Here is a 20,236-nt window from a genome sequence, read left to right as displayed (position 1 = left end):
GCACGAAGCGGGCGCCTTCTTTCAGATGTGACGAACTTCAACAATCTCGTACTCGGTCACGCCGCCAGGCGTTTTGACAGACACCACATCACCCTCTTCCTTGGCAATCAAGGCGCGGGCCAGCGGAGAACCGACAGAGATCTTGCCGAGTTTGAAGTCAGCTTCGTCCTCACCAACGATGTGGTAGACCACGCTTTCGTCCGTCTCGACGTTGGCGATTTCCACGGTCGTGCCGAAAATCACCTTGCCGGTCTTCGGAATGGTCGTCACGTCGATGACCACCGAGTTCTGCAGGCGGCCTTCGATATCACGGATCCGCGCCTCGACCATACCTTGCTGCTCGCGAGCAGCGTGGTATTCGGCGTTTTCCTTCAAGTCACCCAGCTCGCGGGCCGTACCGATGTCCTGGCTCAGCTTTGGACGTACGACCTTGGTCAGGTGGGCGTGCTCCTCTTCCAGGGCCTTGAAGCCCTGGACGGTCATTGGGTATTTGGTCATGCCTTCAATCCTGCGTGTAGATCCTGCAAGCGACGCACGGTCTTTTCCGGACCGAACTTGAGCGCTTCGCAGATGGCTTCGCCAGCAGCAATGGTAGTGGTGCAGTAGATCTTGTGCTGCAAGGCGTTACGGCGAATGGAGTAGGAGTCCGCGATCGACTGGCGACCTTCGGTGGTGTTGATGATCAGGGTGACTTCGTCATTCTTGATCATGTCGACCACGTGCGGACGGCCTTCCGTCACCTTGTTCACGCGACGCACTTTCAGGCCGGCAGCTTCGATCAGCTTGGCGGTCCCGGCGGTAGCCACGACTTCGAAGCCCAAGTTGATCAGATCACGGGCCACGCCTGCAACCAGTGGCTTGTCATCATCACGCACGCTAATGAACGCAGTACCGCCGGTCGGCAGCACTTCGCTGGCACCCATCTGGGCCTTGGCGAAAGCTTCACCGAAGGTATCACCCACGCCCATGACTTCACCGGTGGACTTCATCTCTGGGCCCAGGATCGGGTCCACACCAGGGAATTTGGCGAATGGGAACACGGCCTCTTTCACGCTGTAGAAGTTAGGAATGATTTCCTTGGTGAAACCAATTTCCTTCAGGGTCTTACCGGCCATCACGCGAGCAGCGATCATGGCCAGGGACACACCGATGCACTTGGAAACAAACGGCACGGTACGCGAAGCACGCGGGTTGACTTCGATGACGTAGATGTCTTCGCCTTGCAGCGCCAACTGTACGTTCATCAGGCCGACCACGCCCAACTCCAAGGCCATTTTCTTGACCTGTTCACGCATCTCGTCCTGGATGTGCGCCGGCAGCGAGTACGGCGGCAGCGAGCAAGCGGAGTCACCGGAGTGAACGCCCGCCTGTTCGATGTGTTGCATGATCGCGCCGATCACCACGTCGGTGCCGTCGCACACGGCGTCCACGTCCATTTCGATGGCGCAGTTGAGGAAGTGGTCGAGCAGCACTGGGCTGTCGTTGGACACTTTCACCGCATCACGCAGGTAGCGCTTGAGTTCTTCTTCTTCGTAGACGATTTCCATCGCACGGCCGCCCAGTACGTAGGACGGACGCACCACCAGCGGGTAGCCAATCTTGCTGGCTGCACGGATAGCTTCGTCTTCGCTGCGCACGGTGGCGTTTGGCGGCTGGCGCAGGTTCAGGCGTTCAACCATTTGCTGGAAGCGTTCACGGTCTTCTGCACGGTCGATAGCGTCTGGGCTGGTGCCGATAATCGGCACGCCGGCTTCTTCCAAGGCACGCGCCAGTTTCAGCGGAGTCTGGCCGCCGTACTGGACGATCACGCCCTTCGGCTTCTCGACCCGGCAGATTTCCAGCACGTCTTCCAGGGTCACTGGCTCGAAATACAGGCGATCGGAGGTGTCGTAGTCGGTGGAAACGGTTTCCGGGTTGCAGTTGACCATGATGGTCTCGTAACCGTCTTCGCGCAGGGCCAATGCCGCGTGTACGCAGCAGTAGTCGAACTCGATACCCTGGCCGATACGGTTTGGACCGCCACCAAGGATCATGATCTTGTCGCGGCCCGACGGCGCGGCTTCGCACTCTTCCTCGTAGGTTGAGTACATGTAGGCGGTGTCGGTGGCGAACTCGGCCGCGCAGGTGTCAACGCGCTTGTAGACCGGGAAGATCTCCAGCTTGTGGCGGTGGCGACGCAACGCTTTCTCGGTCACACCCAGCAACTTGGCCAGACGCATGTCGGAGAAACCTTTGCGCTTGAGCTTGAACATCAAGTCGCGGTCGATACTGGCAAGACCCAGGGTCTTGACCTTCTCTTCTTCCTTGATCAGGTCTTCGATCTGCACCAGGAACCACGGGTCGATCATGTTCATGCCGAAGATGTCTTCGACCGACAGGCCGGCGCGGAACGCGTCAGCCACGTACCAGATGCGCTCGGCGCCCGGCACGGTCAGTTCGCGCTTGAGGATGCTCATGCTTTCCGGGTTGCTCAGGTCGAGCTTCTCGTCCAGGCCACAAACGCCCACTTCCAGACCGCGCAGGGCTTTCTGCAGGGATTCCTGGAAGGTCCGGCCGATGGCCATGACTTCACCGACCGACTTCATTTGAGTGGTCAGGCGTGCATCGGCTTTCGGGAATTTCTCGAAAGCGAAACGTGGCAGCTTAGTGACGACGTAGTCGATCGACGGTTCGAAGGACGCCGGAGTAGCGCCGCCGGTGATTTCGTTCTGCAGTTCGTCTAGGGTATAGCCGATCGCCAACTTGGCAGCGATCCGCGCAATCGGGAAGCCAGTGGCTTTCGAGGCCAGGGCCGAAGAACGCGATACACGCGGGTTCATCTCGATCACGACCATACGGCCAGTGTCCGGGCAGATACCGAACTGAACGTTGGAACCGCCGGTTTCAACGCCGATCTCACGCAGTACCGCCAAGGAGGCGTTACGCATGATCTGGTATTCCTTGTCCGTCAGGGTCTGCGCCGGAGCAACGGTGATCGAGTCACCGGTGTGCACACCCATCGGATCGAAGTTTTCGATGGAACAGACGATAATGCAGTTGTCCTTTTTATCGCGGACAACCTCCATTTCATACTCTTTCCAGCCGATCAGGGACTCGTCAATCAGCAGCTCTTTGGTTGGCGACAGGTCCAGGCCACGAGAGCAGATTTCTTCGAACTCTTCACGGTTGTAAGCGATACCGCCACCGGTCCCGCCCATAGTGAAGGACGGACGGATGATGCACGGGAAGCCCAGCTTCTCGAGCACTGCGTTGGCTTCTTCCATGCTGTGGGCGATGCCCGAGCGCGGGCAGTCCAGGCCGATGAACTTCATCGCCTTGTCAAAGCGCGAACGGTCTTCGGCCTTGTCGATGGTGTCGGCATTGGCGCCGATCATTTCTACGCCGAACTTCTCCAAGACGCCTTCGCGCTCCAGGTCCAGGGCGCAGTTCAGAGCGGTTTGACCACCCATGGTTGGCAGCAGCGCGTCCGGACGCTCTTTCTCGATGATCTTGGCAACGGTCTGCCACTTGATCGGTTCGATGTAGGTGGCGTCAGCCATGTCCGGGTCGGTCATGATGGTGGCCGGGTTGGAGTTCACCAGGATGACGCGGTAACCCTCTTCGCGCAGGGCTTTACAGGCCTGGGCGCCGGAGTAGTCGAATTCGCAGGCCTGGCCGATCACGATCGGGCCAGCGCCAAGAATCAGGATGCTTTTTATGTCTGTACGTTTTGGCATGGGTTTGTCACTCAAATCCGCAGGTCAGTCGGCAAGCCGTCTTGAACAATCTTTGAAGAGCCTGCGGGGGCCGCCGACATTCGGGGCCGCCCGCAGGCCGCTCAGTCAGCGTCGCTTGGCCATCTCATTGATGAAACGGTCGAACAGCGGCGCTACGTCGTTCGGGCCCGGGCTCGCTTCAGGGTGGCCCTGGAAGCTGAACGCGCTCTTGTCGGTGCGCTCGATGCCCTGCAGGGAGCCATCGAACAGCGACTTGTGAATGGCGCGCACGTTGCTCGGCAGGGTGGCTTCATCCACCGCAAAACCGTGGTTCTGGCTGGTGATCATCACGACGCCAGTGTCCAGGTCTTGTACCGGGTGGTTGGCACCGTGGTGGCCGTGGCCCATTTTCAGGGTCTTGGCGCCGGAGGCCAGGGCCAGCAGTTGGTGACCGAGGCAGATACCGAATACCGGAATCTCGGTTTCCAGCACGTCCTTGATCGCCTGGATGGCATAGTCGCATGGCTCAGGGTCACCTGGGCCGTTGGACAGGAACACGCCGTCCGGCTGCAAGGCGAGTACGTCGCTGGCAGGCGTTTGCGCCGGCACCACAGTCACGCGGCAGCCGCGCTCGACCAGCATGCGCAGGATGTTGTACTTGACGCCGTAGTCGTAGGCCACAACGTGATAAGGCAGGTCAGCAGCTTCGATGGTCGCATGGCTGTCGGTCTTCAAGTCCCAGACAGTCGAGCGCCATTCGTACTTCTCTTTGACGCTGACGACTTTCGCCAGGTCCATGCCTTTCAGGCCTGGGAAACCTTGCGCTGCGGCAATCGCCGCCTCTTCGGAGATATTGTCACCGACCATGATGCAGCCGTTCTGCGAGCCTTTTTCACGCAGGATGCGTGTGAGGCGGCGCGTATCGATACCGGCGATCGCCACAACATTGTTGGCTTTCAAGTAATCGGACAGCGACATCGTGTTACGCCAGTTGCTCGCGACCAGTGGCAGGTCACGAATCACCAGACCGGCAGACCAGACGCAATCAGACTCGACGTCTTCCGGTGTAGTACCGGTATTGCCGATGTGCGGATAGGTCAAGGTAACGATCTGTTGGGCGTAGGAAGGATCGGTAAGGATTTCCTGATAGCCGGTCATGGCAGTGTTAAACACTACCTCTCCAACGGTCTGACCGTCGGCTCCAATGGCTTCGCCGCGAAAAATGCTGCCATCAGCAAGGGCGAGTATGGCTGGCTTAGTCAAGAAGACCTCCCGTAAATAAAGCCTGAAAGGGCGATCGCAGGTGTAAAAAAGCGGAGTGACGTATGGACACGTCACTCCGCTTATTCACTGAATTATTCTGCGCGCTTTTAGTGAACACACTAAAGCTGTAGCTTACAGAAAAAGGCTTTTTTGGTCCACCGCTAATGAGCCTTAAAGGCAGGGGAATGCGACAGGACGTCGCTTAGCGGGTAAAAACGAGGCCTAAGCATAAGCTTGAGGCCCCGTTTTAGCTACTGATCAGTGCAGATCCAGCACATCGCGCATGTCGTACAGACCAGGCGTACGACCTTCTAACCAGAGCGCCGCACGTACCGCGCCCTTGGCAAACGTCATGCGGCTGGAGGCTTTGTGCGTGATTTCCAGGCGCTCACCTTCAGTGGCGAACAACACGGTGTGATCACCCACTACATCGCCGCCACGCACCGTCGCAAAACCAATGGTGTCACGCGCTCGCGCACCGGTATGCCCTTCGCGACCGTACACCGCCACTTTCGACAGGTCTCGGCCCAGCGCATCGGCAATCGCCTCACCCATGCGCAGCGCAGTGCCCGACGGCGCATCGATCTTGTGGCGATGGTGAGTCTCGATGATCTCGATATCCGCCTCATCCCCCAGCACGCGAGCAGCCAGATCCAGCAGCTTGAGCGACAGGTTCACACCGACGCTGAAGTTAGCAGCGAAGACAACAGGAATATCTTTGCCCGCTTCCACCAATAACTGCTTCTGCTCAGCCGTCAAACCCGTGGTGCCGATCACCATGGCCTTGCCCGCCTTGCGGCAGAACGCCAGGTTTTTCAGCATCACGTCCGGCAGGGTGAAATCGATCAACACATCGAACTCGTCCGCCACCTGCTCCAGGTTGCCGGACAACGAAACGCCGATGCGCCCCAGCGAGGCCAACTCACCGGCATCCGCACCAATCAACGTACTGCCCGGGCGAACGATCGCCGCGGTCAGCCCGGAGGCCGGCGAGCGCTGCTGCACCGCCTCGACCAGCGTCTTACCCATGCGCCCGGCAGCGCCCATTACGGCTATACGTCGCATACTCAATTCCTTACAGGTCGCCGAAGAAGCGCTTCACGCCATCGAAAAAGCCCGCAGTCTTCGGCGAGTGAGAGTCATCACCCTCCATCGAGCTGCGGAACTCTTCAAGCAATTCGCGCTGACGGCGGTTCAAGTTGACCGGAGTCTCTACCGCCACACGGCACATCAGGTCGCCAGCACCGCCACCGCGCACCGGCGCAACGCCTTTGCCACGGATACGGAACTGCTTGCCGGTCTGGGTGCCTTCAGGGATCTTGAGCTTGACCCGACCGTCGAGGGTCGGAATTTCCAGCTCGCCGCCCAAGGCTGCATCGACAAAACTGATCGGCACTTCGCAGAACAGGTGCTTGCCGTCACGCTGGAAGATCGAGTGCTCACGCACATTGATCACCACGTACAGGTCACCCGTCGGACCGCCTTGAGTACCGGCCTCGCCTTCACCCGACAGACGAATGCGATCACCGGTATCCACGCCCGCCGGCACTTTCACCGAAAGGGTTTTGTACTCTTCGACACGACCTTCGCCGTGGCACGAGTCGCACGGATCGGAAATGATCTTGCCCTGGCCATGGCAGCGCGGGCAGGTCTGCTGCACCGAGAAGAAACCTTGCTGCATGCGCACCTGGCCAATACCGCCACAGGTAGGGCAGGTAATCGGCGAAGAGCCTTTTTTGGCCCCCGAACCATCGCACGGTTTGCAGTTGACCAGCGTCGGCACACGGATATTGACGCTGGTGCCGCGCACGGCTTCTTCCAGGTTCAATTCCAGGGTGTAGCGCAAATCGCTGCCACGCTGGGCGCCGCCACGCTGACCACCGCGGCCACCACCGAAGAAGTCGCTGAACACGTCACCGAAGATATCGGAGAAGTTCTGACCGCCAAACCCGGCACCGCCGCCACCCATGCTCGGATCGACACCGGCATGGCCATACTGGTCGTAGGCCGCGCGCTTGTTGGGATCAGACAGACATTCGTAGGCCTCGTTGGCCTCTTTGAACATTTCTTCGGATTCTTTGCTATCCGGATTACGGTCCGGGTGGTGCTTCATCGCCAGGCGACGGTAGGCCTTCTTCAGGTCCGCCTCGCTGGAGCCGCGCTCCACACCCAACACTTCGTAATAGTCACGCTTTGCCATAAGTCTTTGCACTCTTATAGGACGTTCAGCCAGACCCTCCTGAGCCTTGCCAAACTCGTTGAGCCCCAATACAGGCCCGGACCCAACTCACGTCAATTCAACGATCCTGGTCATTACTACTTTTAGCCAGGTACCCGGCCAAAAATGCGGTATTTACTGCTCGGAAAGCAGGAGCATTCCCGATCACACCGCCAGCATCCGAACGCTGTCGCATGCTGTAAAAATTCGCATACCCCAGACACGCCAACGCGGGAGCAAGCTCCCGCGCGGCGACATCCTACCAGTCACCGCTTGATAGCGGTCAACCGGGCGACCAACTTACTTCTGGTCTTTGACTTCTTCGAACTCGGCATCGACAACGTCGTCGTGCTTGGCTTCAGGCTCTGCCTGTTGCGCAGCACCGTCAGCTGGCTGACCTTGTTCGGCGTACATTTTCTGCGCCACTGGAGCGGAGACTTTCGACAGTTCTTCGATCTTGGCTTCGATAGCGGCCTTGTCGTCGCCTTTGACAGCGGCTTCCAGGGCAACCACAGCAGCTTCGATTGCAGTCTTCTCTTCAGCAGTCACTTTATCGCCGGCATCAGCGACCATTTTGCGTGTCGAGTGAACCAGTGCATCACCCTGGTTACGGGCGCCAGCCAGTTCAGCAAACTTGGCATCCGCATCAGCGTTGGCTTCAGCATCACGGATCATCTGTTGAATTTCTTCATCAGACAGGCCGGAGTTGGCCTTGATGGTGATCTTCTGCTCTTTGCCAGTTGCCTTGTCTTTCGCGCCGACGTGCAGGATGCCGTTGGCGTCGATGTCGAAGGTCACTTCAATTTGTGGCACGCCACGTGGTGCTGGTGGAATCTCGGCCAGGTCGAACTTGCCCAGGGACTTGTTCTGAGCAGCCTGCTTACGCTCACCTTGCAGCACGTGAATGGTCACAGCGCCTTGGTTGTCATCGGCAGTCGAGAACACTTGCGATTTCTTGGTAGGAATCGTGGTGTTTTTCTCGATCAGCGCGGTCATCACGCCGCCCATGGTTTCGATACCCAAGGTCAGCGGGCTGACGTCCAGCAGCAGCACGTCTTTCACGTCGCCGGCCAATACCGCACCCTGGATAGCAGCACCCATGGCAACCGCTTCGTCCGGGTTCACGTCTTTACGTGCTTCTTTACCGAAGAACTCGGTCACTTTCTGCTGAACCAGTGGCATACGGGTCTGACCGCCCACCAGGATCACGTCGTTGATGGAACCAACGTCGATACCGGCGTCTTTCAGCGCGATGCGGCAAGGTTCGATGGTGCGCTGAACCAGGTCTTCAACCAGAGCTTCCAACTTGGCGCGAGAAATCTTCACGTTCAAGTGCTTAGGACCGGTCGCATCTGCAGTGATGTACGGCAGGTTCACGTCGGTCGACATGCTCGAGGACAGCTCGATCTTGGCTTTCTCAGCAGCTTCTTTCAGGCGCTGCATCGCCAGCGGGTCACCCTTGAGGTTCATGCCGCTTTCTTTCTTGAATTCGTCAACGAGGTAATCGATCAGACGAATGTCAAAGTCTTCACCACCCAGGAAAGTGTCACCGTTGGTGGCCAACACTTCGAACTGGTGCTCGCCGTCAACTTCAGCGATCTCGATGACCGACACGTCGAACGTACCACCACCCAGGTCATAAACGATCACAGTGTGGTCGCCTTTGGCCTTGTCCATACCGTAAGCCAGGGCCGCTGCGGTAGGTTCGTTGATGATACGTTTTACGTCCAGGCCCGCGATGCGGCCGGCGTCTTTGGTCGCCTGGCGCTGGCTGTCGTTGAAGTAGGCCGGAACGGTAATGACCGCTTCGGTCACAGCTTCGCCGAGGTAGTCTTCGGCAGTCTTCTTCATCTTTTTCAAGACTTCAGCCGAAATCTGCGGTGCCGACATCTTGTTGCCATTTACTTCAACCCAGGCGTCACCGTTGTCAGCCTTGGCGATTTTGTAAGGCACCATCTTGATGTCTTTCTGTACGACTTCTTCGTCGAACTTACGACCGATCAGACGCTTTACCGCATACAGGGTGTTGTGCGGGTTGGTCACAGCCTGGCGCTTGGCCGACTGACCAACGAGGATCTCGCCATCATTTGCGTAAGCAATGATCGACGGCGTGGTACGCGCGCCTTCGGCGTTTTCGATTACTTTGGCTTTGCCGTTTTCCATGACGGAGACACAGGAGTTGGTGGTCCCCAGGTCGATACCGATAATTTTGCCCATGATTTACTCTCCCGAAACTTGAATTTGGTTGCCGCAGCAGTGGTGGCTAACTGCGGTAGCACTTAAACGCTTGACTTATAGATGGGGGCTTTGCAGCGTATTTCAAGCCTGCTCATCAATAGAAGGCGAAACCGGTGCAGGCGCCTTGCTCACGACGACCATCGCCGGGCGCAGCAGGCGACCATTGAGCAGATAACCCTTCTGGAACGTTTTGAGCACGCTGTTCGGCTCCAGGTCATGGCTTTCCTGCATGGCCATGGCTTGGTGATGCTCAGCGTTGAACGGCTCGCCGCCTTGTGGATCGATCGCTTCCAGCTGATAACGCTTCAGGGTGTCCTGGAACATTTTCAGGGTCAGTTCGATCCCTTCGCGCATCGGGCGGATGTTTTCGTCGTCCGGGTTGGACAATTCAAGGCCACGCTCCAGGCTGTCGATGATCGGCAGCAAGTCATTGGCGAATTTTTCCAACGCGAATTTGTGAGCCTTTTCTACATCCTGCTCGGCACGGCGGCGGACGTTCTGCAGATCAGCGGCAACACGCAAAGACTGGTCCTGCGCAGCGGCCAATTGCTCTTCGAGCACTTGCACACGAGTCGCCAGCTCATCGCCGACAGCCGAATTGGCGTCTGGAGTTTGCGTATCCTGCGTCTGTTCGTCAGCCATAGTTTTCTCCTTTCAAAATCATGCGCGAACTCAACTCGCGCTTCTGTTCCGGTATATGGGGCCACAATTTCCAGGTTCAAGGGCGCAGGCGTTACCAAAAGTCTTTCGACTGACCTTCATCAATTCCTGCATGGTCATTCCTGGTTGCGCTTAAAAATATCCAGATTCAAGCAAATCGAGCTAAGCGCCAGGATTGTCAGCGCCGAACAAAACACTGTATAAATAACCAGACCTAAAGCCTGGGAGCGGCCGTCATGCTCGTGCACCTGTCCGTACATAACTACGCCATCGTTGAACACCTGGATCTCGAACTGGATCGCGGGATGAGCGTAATCACAGGCGAAACCGGCGCCGGCAAGTCGATCATGCTCGACGCCCTGGGCTTGACCCTGGGTGACCGCGCCGACAGTGGTGTGGTGCGCCCGGGTGCGGACAAGGCCGATATCCTGGCCACCTTCGACCTGGCGGATATTCCCGAGGCGGAGGCCTGGCTGGCCGAGCGCGACCTCAATAATGAAGGGCCGTGCATCCTGCGCCGGGTCATCACGGCGGAAGGCCGCTCACGCGGGTATATCAACGGTACGCCCTGCCCGCTTGGCGACTTAAAGGCCCTGGGCGAACTGTTGATCGATATCCACAGCCAGCATGAACATCAATCCCTGCTGAAAACCGACACCCATCGCCGCCTGCTTGATGAGTACGCTGGCGCCACAGACCTGGCCCGCCAGGTGCAACTCGCCGCCCAGCGCTGGCGCCAGACTCGCCAGGAGCTGGAGCGACTCTCCAACTCCGGCGATGAACAACGCGCCCGCCATCAATTGCTCAGCTATCAACTCGAAGAGCTGGAAAGCCTGGGCCTGGGCGAAACCGAACTGGAGCAGCTTGAGCAGGAACACAAGAACCTCACCAACGCGGAAACCCTGCTGGGCATTTGCCGCCAGGTGGTAGAGCAATGCAGTGAGAGTGACTCCGGCAATGTGCTCAACGCACTGACCGCCAGCCTCAATCGCCTGTCCAGTGTGAACAGCGCCTCCGGCTCACTGAGCGAGGCCACCACCTTGCTGACCAGCGCACAGATTCAAGTAGAGGAAGCCGTCGGTGAGTTGAATCGCTTTCTGGACCACTTCGATGCCGACCCGGCGCGCCTGCAGGAGATAGAAGAACGCCTCGACACCATCTATACCCTGGCGCGCAAACATCGCATCCAGCCCACCGAAGTGGCGACGATGCAGCAAAAACTGCTGGATGAAATCGAGACCCTGAACGCCAATGATGAATCCATCGAGCGCCTGGGCGACGAGCTTGCCTCTTTTGCTCGCCACTATCAGGAGAAGGCGCGCGAACTCAGCGACTTGCGCCAGCAAGCAGCGACGGGCCTGGCCAGCGCAGTGGAGTTGGAAATCCAACGCCTGGGCATGCCTGGCGGGCGCTTTACCATTGAATTGCGCACCAACGCGAGTAACGAACTGCAGCCCCACGGGCTGGAGCAGGTCGAGCTACTGGTCAGCGCCAACCCTGGGCAGCCGCTCAAAGCGCTGGCAAAAGTGGCCTCCGGCGGTGAGCTGTCGCGCATCAGCCTGGCCATCCAGGTAATCACTGCGCAAACCTCTCGGGTGCCAACGCTGGTATTCGACGAAGTCGATGTGGGGATTGGTGGGCCGACGGCAGAAATTGTTGGCCAATTGTTGCGACGCCTGGGGGATAGAGGCCAGGTGCTGACAGTCACCCACTTGCCGCAAGTGGCGGCCCAGGGGCATCAGCATCTGTTTGTGCACAAGGTCCGCGGCAGCGATGCAACACACACGGCCGTGTCCAAGCTGAATAAGTCGGAACGCGTTGAAGAAGTGGCGCGCATGCTCGGCGGGATCGATTTGACCAAGGAGTCGTTGGCGCACGCGAAGAAAATGGTCGTGGCGGCAAAAGCCTGATCGGACAATTTTCCCTCTTTATAGAAAGCACGAAGGCGACCCTAGGGTCGCCTTCGATCGTTTTGCAGAGAGCATCTGCAGCGCTTGTTACTTTTTCTTACGGATGTACAGGACCAGATTATGGTCAACCAGATCGAAGCCATGTTCCTCAGCAATCTTGTGCTGCAGCGCTTCGATTTCCGGGCTGGTGAACTCGATAACCTCATTGGTATCCAGGTCCACCATGTGATCGTGATGACCACCGTCAGCCAGTTCAAATACTGCATGACCGCCGTCGAAATTATGACGAACCACCAGCCCTGCGGCTTCAAACTGGGTCAGTACACGGTAAACCGTGGCCAGGCCGACGTCCTCGTTAGACTCCATCAGCGCCTTGTAGACATCCTCGGCACTCATGTGACGCTGCTCAGCAGAATCGAGCATTTGTAGAATCTTGACTCGTGGCAGAGTCACTTTGAGACCGGCTTTGCGTAGTTCGCTATTTTCAACCATGGTTAGCTTTCTCGCGGATGCTGCTTCGCAGCTTCTCTTAATACGGGTATGATCGGCGTTTACGTTGTCCCAGCCAAGATAGTGGAAGTCGCCCACCGATGCAAAACACCAAGCTCTTGCTAACCAGTTTCACCTTTGTGGGACTGCTCGCACTCGCCGGTTGTTCATTCCCCGGGGTTTACAAAATCGACATCCAGCAGGGCAATGTCGTCACGCAGGACATGATAGACCAGTTACGCCCCGGAATGACCCGACGGCAAGTACGGTTTATCATGGGTAACCCCCTGCTGACCGACACTTTCCATGCCGATCGCTGGGATTATCTCTACAGCCTCCAGCCTGGTGGCGGTGAACGCCAACAGGAGCGCGTCAGCGTCATTTTCAATGGCAATGACCAGCTTGTCAGCCTGTCCGGTGACTTCATGCCCGGCGTGAGCCGTGATGAAGCCTTGCTCGGTAAGGACAACGGCACCAACGTCACTGCGCCTGCGCAGGAAGGCGAGAAGCCGAAATCCGAAGTACCGGCCAAGCCAGGCTCTCTGCTCGACAAGATCCAGAAAGACGTCGACGGTGTGGAAACGGTTCCCGTCCCGACGCCACAGCCTCTGGACACCAGCCCGCAGTAAGTGTGCGGCGCTCAACAAAAAGCCCGGCAAGCCGGGCTTTTTGTTGCCTGCCAATTGGTGGCCTACCTATGAATTCTGTTGCTTGGCCAGCGCCGCCTTGGCTGCGCGCAACCTGCGTATTTCTTTAGGGTCTGCCAGCAAGGGACGGTAAATCTCAATGCGATCACCCGCCTGCACACAACGCACTTCAGCGTCCGCGACCACTTTGCCGAATATACCCAAAACGCAGTCAGCCAGATTCAACTCGGGGAATTGCGCTGCAATGCCTGACGCTTGCACCGCAGAACGCAGATTGGTGCCAGCCGGCACCGTTACCGCCAGCAGCATCTGGCGATCTACTGCGGCGTACACAACCTCAATCTCAACCATGCAGTTGCTTGGCTCGCTGGCAGAATGCATCCACCAGCGTATTAGCCGCCTGATTGAACAAAGGGCCCAAGGTCGCGCGCACGATAGGCCCGGCGTAATCAAAGGAAAGATCCAGGCTGATCTTGCAGGCTTTGTCCGTCAGCGCCTTGAATACCCATACACCATGCAGCTGGGTAAACGGCCCCTCCTGCAAATTCATTTCAATGGATTTCCCAGGCACCAGCACATTGCGCGTCACAAAATGCTGGCTCAGGCCACCCTTCGCGACCCCGACACTGGCGACCATGTGCTCATCACTGCTTTCCAGCACCTCGGCCGCTGAGCACCACGGCAGGAATTCCGGGTAACGCGCCACGTCGTTGACCAGGTCATAGAGCGCCTGTGCCGGATAGGGCAGCAGCGCCGAACGTTGAATATGCGTCGTCATGTGTGCGTTATTTCCACTGCTGAGGCAAAACATCGCGGAAGAAGAGCCCGATCCGCGAAAGAAAAAAACCAGAGAACTGCACGCATTGTCCGGGATTCGTCCAACACGCTCAAGCACGCAGGTTGACCGTAGCCGACAGCCTCGCAACTCCCTATAATGCCGCCCCTATGGCTAAACAAAAGAAACACCCTACAGGGACCATCGCGCAAAATAAAAAGGCGCGACACGATTACTTCATCGAACATCGGTTCGAGGCTGGTCTGGTCCTGGCCGGCTGGGAAGTAAAGAGTCTGCGTGCGAGCAAGCTGCAACTGGTCGACAGTTATGTGCTGCTCAAGGATGGCGAGGCATGGCTGCTCGGCAGTCATATTACCCCGCTGACCACTGCGAGCACCCACGTGATTGCCGATCCGGTGCGCACGCGCAAGCTGCTGCTCAATGCCCGCGAACTGGAAAAGCTCGCTGCCGCCGTACAGCAGAAGGGCTATGCCTGCGTCTGCCTGTCCTGGTACTGGAGCAAGCACCTGGTCAAGTGCGAGATCGCCTTGGGCAAGGGCAAGAAGGAATACGACAAACGCGATACCGAGCGTGAGCGCGACTCCAATCGAGAACTGCATCGCGCCGTGCGCAATAAGGGCAAGGAAGACTGATCCTTGCTGTGATGTAGCCTTGGGAGCCGCCCTTGGCTACATCCCCTTGCGCCGCTCCGCACGCGCCACGCGCTGAACTTCCTGACGCACTTCTTCCAACACTTCCTGCACATACAGCAGATGACGTGTTGAGATTTCCCGTGCCTGCTCGGCCCGCCCCTCGATAATCGCCAGGTACAGATCCCGGTGCTGGCTGATCAGCATGTCGCGGGTTTCCGTACGCTGCTGGTACATGCCACCGATGTTGGTCACCACGTTGCGCTTGAGCAGGTCGAACAAACCGCGAATGGTGTGCAGCAACACGGCGTTATGGCTGGCCTCGGCAATCGCCAAGTGAAACCGCGCATCCGCTGCGCCCTCCTCGGCCCGACTCACCTCATCGGACCGGGTGTAGCAATCCTGTAGTGCTTCGAAGGCCGCCGTAAGTCGCTCGCGATCAACCTCCGTCGCGCGCAACGCAGCGTAGTAGGCGCAAGAGGCCTCAAGGGTTTGTCGAAACTCCAGCAGATCACGCTGAGCCTCGGGGTTGTTCTCCAACAGGTGCAACAGCGGATCACTGAACGTGGAACCCAAGGATTCAGCCACGTAGTTACCACCGCCCTGGCGGCTGACGAGCAAACCTTTGGCTGACAGCTTCTGGATCGCCTCCCGCAAAGAAGGGCGCGACACCCCGAATTGCTCAGCCAACGCGCGTTCGGCCGGCAAGCGCTCGCCCGACTTCAGCGTGCCCTCAAGGATCATGCCCTCAAGCTGCTCGACGATGTCATCGGACAAACGGCGCTGACGCACCTGATCAAACCCCATCACTTATTCTCCACCATCCCGACCACGCGCCGGGCCTCTATTCTCGCCTATCGCAGCGCTTGCAGCACCTATCAGAACGCCCTCGTTTCGCCCGATCAGCACACCCTGCCCACCCACTTACGACCAAAGTTTCGCGGGCGGCAAATTGACACACCCCTGCCAAGGCTTTTACTCTAGCCCACAGCGATTGTAAATTGGTATTACCAATTATCCAAGCTGACCAAACAACAACAATCAGGGGCCACCCCACTATGCAAACCTGGCAACAGCTCTACAGCCCGCTCGGCAGCCTTGGCCTGTCCGCATTGGCGGCCGTTATTCCGATCGTATTCTTCTTCCTTGCCCTGGCCGTATTTCGCCTCAAAGGCCATGTGGCCGGCAGCATCACCCTGGCGCTGTCGATATTGGTAGCGATCTTCGCCTTCCAGATGCCCGTGGATATGGCACTGGCCGCCGCCGGTTACGGGTTTGCCTACGGCCTGTGGCCTATCGCGTGGATCATCGTCGCGGCGGTGTTCCTCTACAAACTCACGGTCAAAAGCGGCCAGTTCGAGATCATCCGCAGTTCGGTCCTGTCGATCACTGACGACCAACGTCTGCAAGTGCTGTTGATCGGCTTCTGCTTCGGCGCCTTCCTCGAAGGTGCGGCCGGTTTCGGTGCGCCCGTAGCGATCACCGCGGCACTGCTGGTCGGCCTGGGCTTCAACCCGCTATACGCCGCCGGCCTGTGCTTGATTGCCAACACCGCTCCCGTAGCCTTTGGTGCGCTGGGCATCCCGATTATCGTTGCGGGCCAGGTGACCGGCATCGACGCATTCAAGATCGGCGCCATGACCGGTCGCCAACTGCCGCTGCTGTCGCTGTTCGTGCCGTTCTGGCTGGTCTTCATGATGGACGGCGTGCGCGGCGTACGTGAAACCTGGCCAGCTGCGCTGGTCGCAGGCTTGAGCTTTGCCATCACCCAGTACTTCACCTCCAACTTCATCGGCCCGGAACTGCCGGACATCACCTCAGCCCTGGCCAGCCTGATTTCCCTGACGCTGTTCCTGAAAGTCTGGCAGCCCAAACGCACTGCAGGCGCACAAATCGCTGGCGCTACTTCCAGCGCCGCAGTCACTGCCAGCGCCGGCGGTTTCGGCCTGCCACGCAACACCATCGTCTCGCCCTACAGCCTCGGGCAGATTTTCAAGGCTTGGTCGCCGTTCCTGATTCTCACCGTACTGGTCACTATCTGGACCCTCAAGCCGTTCAAGGCGATGTTCGCTGCCGGGGGCTCGATGTACAGCTGGGTGTTCAACTTCGCAATCCCGCACCTGGATCAACTGGTGATCAAGGTCGCGCCAATCGTGACCAACCCCACCGCGATCCCGGCCGTGTTCAAACTGGACCCGATTTCGGCGACCGGCACTGCGATTTTCTTCTCTGCGCTGGTCTCGATGCTGGTACTGAAAATCGACATCAAGACTGGTCTTACCACTTTAAAAGAGACCTTCTACGAACTGCGCTGGCCGATCCTGTCGATCGGGATGGTGCTGGCCTTCGCCTTCGTCACCAACTACTCCGGCATGTCTTCGACCATGGCATTGGTATTGGCTGGCACTGGCGCAGCCTTCCCGTTCTTCTCGCCGTTCCTGGGATGGCTGGGGGTTTTCCTGACGGGCTCCGACACTTCGTCCAACGCCCTGTTCAGCTCGTTGCAGGCCACCACCGCGCACCAGATCGGCGTCAATGACACTCTGCTGGTCGCTGCCAACACCAGCGGCGGCGTCACCGGCAAGATGATCTCGCCTCAATCCATCGCCGTGGCGTGCGCCGCTACCGGCCTGGTGGGCAAGGAGTCCGACCTGTTCCGCTTTACCCTCAAGCACAGCTTGTTCTTTGCCACTATCGTCGGGTTGATCACCTTGGCCCAGGCCTACTGGTTCACCGGTATGCTGGTGCACTAACGACCTGCACGTAATGCCGCCGGATACGATTCCGGCGTCAGCTATTTCTGGAGGACCGATGAGCCTGCCTGCTGCTTTCCTGAGCGACGTCGCACAACTGATCCCGAAAGATCGACGTTTCGACGACCCCCTTTCCACCCTCGCTTTCGGCACCGACGCCAGCTTTTACCGACTGATCCCACAACTGGTGATCCGCGTGGAGTCGGAAGACGAAGTCGTTGCCTTGCTGCAATTAGCTCAGCGCGACCACGTACCGGTAACCTTCCGCGCCGCTGGCACCAGCCTGTCCGGGCAAGCCATCAGCGACTCGGTGCTGATCGTGCTGGGCGACAATTGGAATGGCCGCGAGATTCGTGGGCAAGGCACGCAAATCCGTCTGCAACCGGGAGTGATCGGTGCCCAGGCCAATGCGTGGCTGGCGCCGTTCGGGCGTAAGATCGGGCCGGACCCGGCGTCGATCAACGCCTGCAAGATCGGCGGTATCGTCGCCAACAATGCCAGCGGCATGTGCTGCGGCACCGCGCAGAACACCTACCACACCCTGGCCGGCATACGCCTGGTACTGGCTGACGGCAGCCGCTTGGATACCGAAGACGCCACCAGCGTTAAGGCATTTCGTGAACAACACGGCGCGCTGCTTGAGCGCCTGGCGACATTGGGTCGCGAGACGCGGGCCAATGCCGAATTAGCAGCCAGGATTCGCCACAAGTACCGTCTGAAAAACACCACCGGGCTGTCGCTCAATGCCCTGGTGGATTTCGATGAGCCGTTGGATATCCTCAGCCATCTGCTGGTGGGCTCCGAGGGCACCCTTGGGTTTATCAGCGCGGTCACCTACGACACCGTCATAGACCACCCGAGTAAAGCCTCGGCGTTGATTGTGTTTCCAGATGTCGAGACCTGCTGCAACGCGGTCACCGTGCTCAAAACCCAGCCAGTCTCGGCCGTCGAGCTGCTGGACCGACGCAGCATGCGCTCGGTACAAAACAAGCCAGGCATGCCGGCTTTCGTACAGCAACTATCGGAAAATGCCTGCGCCCTGTTAATCGAGTCCCGCGCAGCATCGTCGACTTTGTTGCATGAGCAACTGGCGCTGATCATGGCCTCCCTGGCTCCATTCCCGGCAGAACAACAGGTCGACTTCACCGAAGACCCCACCGAGAACGCCCGACTGTGGGCAATCCGCAAAGACACCTTCCCTGCCGTTGGCGCCGTGCGCAAAACCGACACCACCGTGATCATCGAAGACGTGACCTTCCCGGTTGAGCAACTGGCAATCGGCGTCAATCGCTTGATCGCACTGTTCGACAAACATCACTACGACGAAGCAATCCTTTTCGGACACGCGCTGGAAGGCAATCTGCACTTCGTGTTCACCCAAGGCTTCAACAGCGCGGAAGAAGTCACACGCTACCAAGCGTTCATGGACGACGTGGCGCAACTGGTGGCGGTGGAGTTTGGAGGTTCGCTTAAAGCCGAACACGGCACCGGGCGCAATATGGCGCCGTTCGTGGAACTGGAATGGGGCAGCGACGCCTATCAATTGATGTGGCAACTCAAGCGCCTGCTCGACCCCAACGGCATCCTCAACCCGGACGTGGTGCTCAGCGAAGACCCGCAAATCCACCTCAAGCACCTCAAGCCGCTACCCGCCGCTGATGAGCTTGTGGATAAGTGCATTGAATGCGGCTTCTGCGAACCAGTGTGCCCGTCGAAAGGCCTGACCTTGAGCCCGCGCCAGCGCATTGTGATCTGGCGAGACATTCAGGCGAAGAAACGCGCCGGTGTCGACACCACTGAGTTGGAAGCTGCGTATCACTATCAGGGCATCGACACCTGCGCCGCGACCGGCCTTTGCGCCCAGCGCTGCCCTGTGGGAATCAATACCGGCGACCTGGTGAAAAAACTGCGCAGCCGCGACGCCGACCGTACGAAAACCGCCGAATGGCTCGCCACCCATTTCTCCGCCGCGCTGCAAGGCGCGCGCTTTACCCTGCACGTGGCCAATGGCGCCCGCATGCTGCTGGGCGCACCGCGCCTGGCGAAGCTATCGGCCAGCGTGACCAAACTGTCCAAGGGGCAAATCCCGCAGTGGACCAACGCCATGCCGCAGCCGGAAAAAGCCATCCGTTTCAGCCCGGCAGTGACGGACGAACGGCCACGGGTGGTCTACCTGGCCGCCTGCGTTTCACGTGCCATGGGCCCGGCAGCGGGGGATAAAGAACAAATGTCGCTGTACGACAAAACCCGTGGCCTGCTGGAAAAAGCCGGTTACCAAGTCGTGTTCCCCGACAATCAGGACAGCCTGTGCTGCGGTCAGCCTTTCGCCTCCAAAGGTTACGCCGAACAGGCCGAACACAAGCGCCAGGAACTGATCGGCGCCCTGCTCCACGCCAGCCGTGGCGGGCTTGACCCGATCTACTGCGACACCAGCCCCTGCACCCTGCGCCTGGTGCAAGACTTGGGCGAAACGCGCCTGGACCTTTACGACCCCGTACGGTTTATCCGCACCCACCTGATGGACCGCCTCGACTTCACGCCCCAGGAAGCACCCATCGCCGTACACGTCACCTGCAGCACCCAACACCTGGGCGAAAGCCAGGCCCTGATCGACCTAGTCCGCCGCTGCTCCAACACCGTGGTTATCCCGGAAGGCATTCATTGTTGCGGGTTTGCCGGTGACAAGGGCTTCACCACGCCGGAACTCAACGCCCACTCACTGCGCACACTAAAAGAAGCGGTGCAATATTGCAGCGAAGGCATCTCCACCAGCCGCACTTGCGAGATCGGCTTGAGCCAGCACGGCGGTATTGATTATCACGGGTTGGTCTACTTGGTTGACCGAGTCACCCAAGCCCGCGCTCATTAATCCTGCAAAAAAACAGAACCCCTGCGCGCCGGCGTAGTCATCTGCATAGGCCTCGACAAACGAGGCTCA

General features: G+C 58.7%; 16 protein-coding genes. 5 read left to right on the top strand and 11 right to left on the bottom strand.

The annotated features are described in order from the left end of the window. Positions 1–21 precede the first annotated feature (21 nt). The 7 genes from greA to grpE form a co-directional block, all read right to left on the bottom strand. Positions 22–498 (bottom strand): transcription elongation factor GreA, encoded by a 477-nt coding sequence (greA, locus tag H096_RS11365; protein ID WP_033898259.1) that lies wholly within the window; start codon positions 496–498, stop codon positions 22–24. Then, complete coding sequence (carB, locus tag H096_RS11360) at positions 495–3,716, bottom strand: carbamoyl-phosphate synthase large subunit (RefSeq protein ID WP_033898258.1); 3,222 nt, start codon at positions 3,714–3,716, stop codon at positions 495–497. The genes greA and carB overlap by 4 nt, the downstream gene beginning before the upstream one ends. 105 nt (positions 3,717–3,821) lie before the next feature. Next, the gene (gene carA / locus H096_RS11355) at positions 3,822–4,958 is read right to left on the bottom strand and encodes a glutamine-hydrolyzing carbamoyl-phosphate synthase small subunit (RefSeq protein WP_033898257.1); all 1,137 of its coding nucleotides are present in this window, start codon (positions 4,956–4,958) and stop codon (positions 3,822–3,824) included. A gap of 258 nt (positions 4,959–5,216) precedes the next feature. Continuing rightward, positions 5,217–6,023, bottom strand: a complete 807-nt coding sequence (gene dapB / locus H096_RS11350) for a 4-hydroxy-tetrahydrodipicolinate reductase (protein ID WP_033898256.1) — start codon at positions 6,021–6,023, stop codon at positions 5,217–5,219. Positions 6,024–6,033: 10 nt separating this feature from the next. Continuing rightward, positions 6,034–7,158, bottom strand: a complete 1,125-nt coding sequence (gene dnaJ / locus H096_RS11345) for a molecular chaperone DnaJ (RefSeq protein WP_016976814.1) — start codon at positions 7,156–7,158, stop codon at positions 6,034–6,036. Between the two features lie 318 nt (positions 7,159–7,476). Next, positions 7,477–9,393, bottom strand: coding sequence for a molecular chaperone DnaK (dnaK, locus tag H096_RS11340; protein ID WP_028617977.1), 1,917 nt, complete (start codon positions 9,391–9,393; stop codon positions 7,477–7,479). A 102-nt stretch (positions 9,394–9,495) separates the two neighbouring features. Further along, entirely contained in the window at positions 9,496–10,056 is a 561-nt protein-coding gene (gene grpE / locus H096_RS11335; protein ID WP_016976812.1) for a nucleotide exchange factor GrpE, read from the bottom strand. Between the two features lie 254 nt (positions 10,057–10,310). Between grpE and recN the strand changes: the two genes are divergently transcribed. Continuing rightward, positions 10,311–11,984, top strand: coding sequence for a DNA repair protein RecN (gene recN / locus H096_RS11330; RefSeq protein WP_033898255.1), 1,674 nt, complete (start codon positions 10,311–10,313; stop codon positions 11,982–11,984). A gap of 87 nt (positions 11,985–12,071) precedes the next feature. On the opposite strand, the gene fur is transcribed toward recN, so the two are convergent. Then, positions 12,072–12,476, bottom strand: coding sequence for a ferric iron uptake transcriptional regulator (fur, locus tag H096_RS11325; protein WP_003194220.1), 405 nt, complete (start codon positions 12,474–12,476; stop codon positions 12,072–12,074). Positions 12,477–12,574: 98 nt separating this feature from the next. Here fur and H096_RS11320 point away from each other — a divergent pair, with 98 nt between their 5' ends. Then, a complete protein-coding gene (locus H096_RS11320) occupies positions 12,575–13,102 on the top strand; it encodes an outer membrane protein assembly factor BamE (protein ID WP_016976810.1) in 528 nt (175 codons plus the stop codon). A 66-nt stretch (positions 13,103–13,168) separates the two neighbouring features. Here H096_RS11320 and H096_RS11315 read toward each other — a convergent pair whose 3' ends face one another. Both H096_RS11315 and H096_RS11310 read right to left on the bottom strand, forming a co-directional pair. Beyond that, a complete protein-coding gene (locus tag H096_RS11315; protein WP_033898254.1) occupies positions 13,169–13,471 on the bottom strand; it encodes an RnfH family protein in 303 nt (100 codons plus the stop codon). Further along, positions 13,464–13,898, bottom strand: coding sequence for a type II toxin-antitoxin system RatA family toxin (locus tag H096_RS11310; RefSeq protein ID WP_016973780.1), 435 nt, complete (start codon positions 13,896–13,898; stop codon positions 13,464–13,466). The genes H096_RS11315 and H096_RS11310 overlap by 8 nt, the downstream gene beginning before the upstream one ends. Before the next feature lie 167 nt (positions 13,899–14,065). Here H096_RS11310 and smpB point away from each other — a divergent pair, with 167 nt between their 5' ends. After that, positions 14,066–14,548, top strand: coding sequence for an SsrA-binding protein SmpB (gene smpB, locus H096_RS11305; protein ID WP_005791513.1), 483 nt, complete (start codon positions 14,066–14,068; stop codon positions 14,546–14,548). 36 nt (positions 14,549–14,584) lie between these two features. On the opposite strand, the gene H096_RS11300 is transcribed toward smpB, so the two are convergent. Continuing rightward, positions 14,585–15,352, bottom strand: coding sequence for an FCD domain-containing protein (locus H096_RS11300; RefSeq protein ID WP_033898251.1), 768 nt, complete (start codon positions 15,350–15,352; stop codon positions 14,585–14,587). A 251-nt stretch (positions 15,353–15,603) separates the two neighbouring features. Between H096_RS11300 and H096_RS11295 the strand changes: the two genes are divergently transcribed. Beyond that, positions 15,604–17,298 carry a lactate permease LctP family transporter gene (locus tag H096_RS11295; protein WP_016976807.1) on the top strand — a complete coding sequence of 565 codons (1,695 nt, stop codon included), beginning with the start codon at positions 15,604–15,606 and terminating at the stop codon, positions 17,296–17,298. Between the two features lie 58 nt (positions 17,299–17,356). After that, positions 17,357–20,167 (top strand): FAD-binding and (Fe-S)-binding domain-containing protein, encoded by a 2,811-nt coding sequence (locus tag H096_RS11290; RefSeq protein ID WP_033898250.1) that lies wholly within the window; start codon positions 17,357–17,359, stop codon positions 20,165–20,167. The last annotated feature ends 69 nt before the right edge of the window (positions 20,168–20,236 follow it).

Origin of the sequence: Pseudomonas sp. FH1 (genome assembly GCF_000510895.2) — a bacterium.
Classification (GTDB): domain Bacteria; phylum Pseudomonadota; class Gammaproteobacteria; order Pseudomonadales; family Pseudomonadaceae; genus Aquipseudomonas; species Aquipseudomonas azotoformans_A.
This window is presented reverse-complemented; position numbering and strand designations above follow the sequence as displayed.

Coding starts and splice junctions, on each gene's coding strand:
- H096_RS11300 (WP_033898251.1), bottom strand. CDS start 15,352: ATGGGGTTTGATCAGGTGCGTCAGCGCCGTTTGTCCGATGACATCGTC.
- dnaJ (WP_016976814.1), bottom strand. CDS start 7,158: ATGGCAAAGCGTGACTATTACGAAGTGTTGGGTGTGGAGCGCGGCTCC.
- smpB (WP_005791513.1), top strand. CDS start 14,066: ATGGCTAAACAAAAGAAACACCCTACAGGGACCATCGCGCAAAATAAA.
- dapB (WP_033898256.1), bottom strand. CDS start 6,023: ATGCGACGTATAGCCGTAATGGGCGCTGCCGGGCGCATGGGTAAGACG.
- fur (WP_003194220.1), bottom strand. CDS start 12,476: ATGGTTGAAAATAGCGAACTACGCAAAGCCGGTCTCAAAGTGACTCTG.
- H096_RS11290 (WP_033898250.1), top strand. CDS start 17,357: ATGAGCCTGCCTGCTGCTTTCCTGAGCGACGTCGCACAACTGATCCCG.
- carB (WP_033898258.1), bottom strand. CDS start 3,716: ATGCCAAAACGTACAGACATAAAAAGCATCCTGATTCTTGGCGCTGGC.
- greA (WP_033898259.1), bottom strand. CDS start 498: ATGACCAAATACCCAATGACCGTCCAGGGCTTCAAGGCCCTGGAAGAG.
- dnaK (WP_028617977.1), bottom strand. CDS start 9,393: ATGGGCAAAATTATCGGTATCGACCTGGGGACCACCAACTCCTGTGTC.
- H096_RS11315 (WP_033898254.1), bottom strand. CDS start 13,471: ATGGTTGAGATTGAGGTTGTGTACGCCGCAGTAGATCGCCAGATGCTG.
- H096_RS11310 (WP_016973780.1), bottom strand. CDS start 13,898: ATGACGACGCATATTCAACGTTCGGCGCTGCTGCCCTATCCGGCACAG.
- grpE (WP_016976812.1), bottom strand. CDS start 10,056: ATGGCTGACGAACAGACGCAGGATACGCAAACTCCAGACGCCAATTCG.
- H096_RS11320 (WP_016976810.1), top strand. CDS start 12,575: ATGCAAAACACCAAGCTCTTGCTAACCAGTTTCACCTTTGTGGGACTG.
- recN (WP_033898255.1), top strand. CDS start 10,311: ATGCTCGTGCACCTGTCCGTACATAACTACGCCATCGTTGAACACCTG.
- H096_RS11295 (WP_016976807.1), top strand. CDS start 15,604: ATGCAAACCTGGCAACAGCTCTACAGCCCGCTCGGCAGCCTTGGCCTG.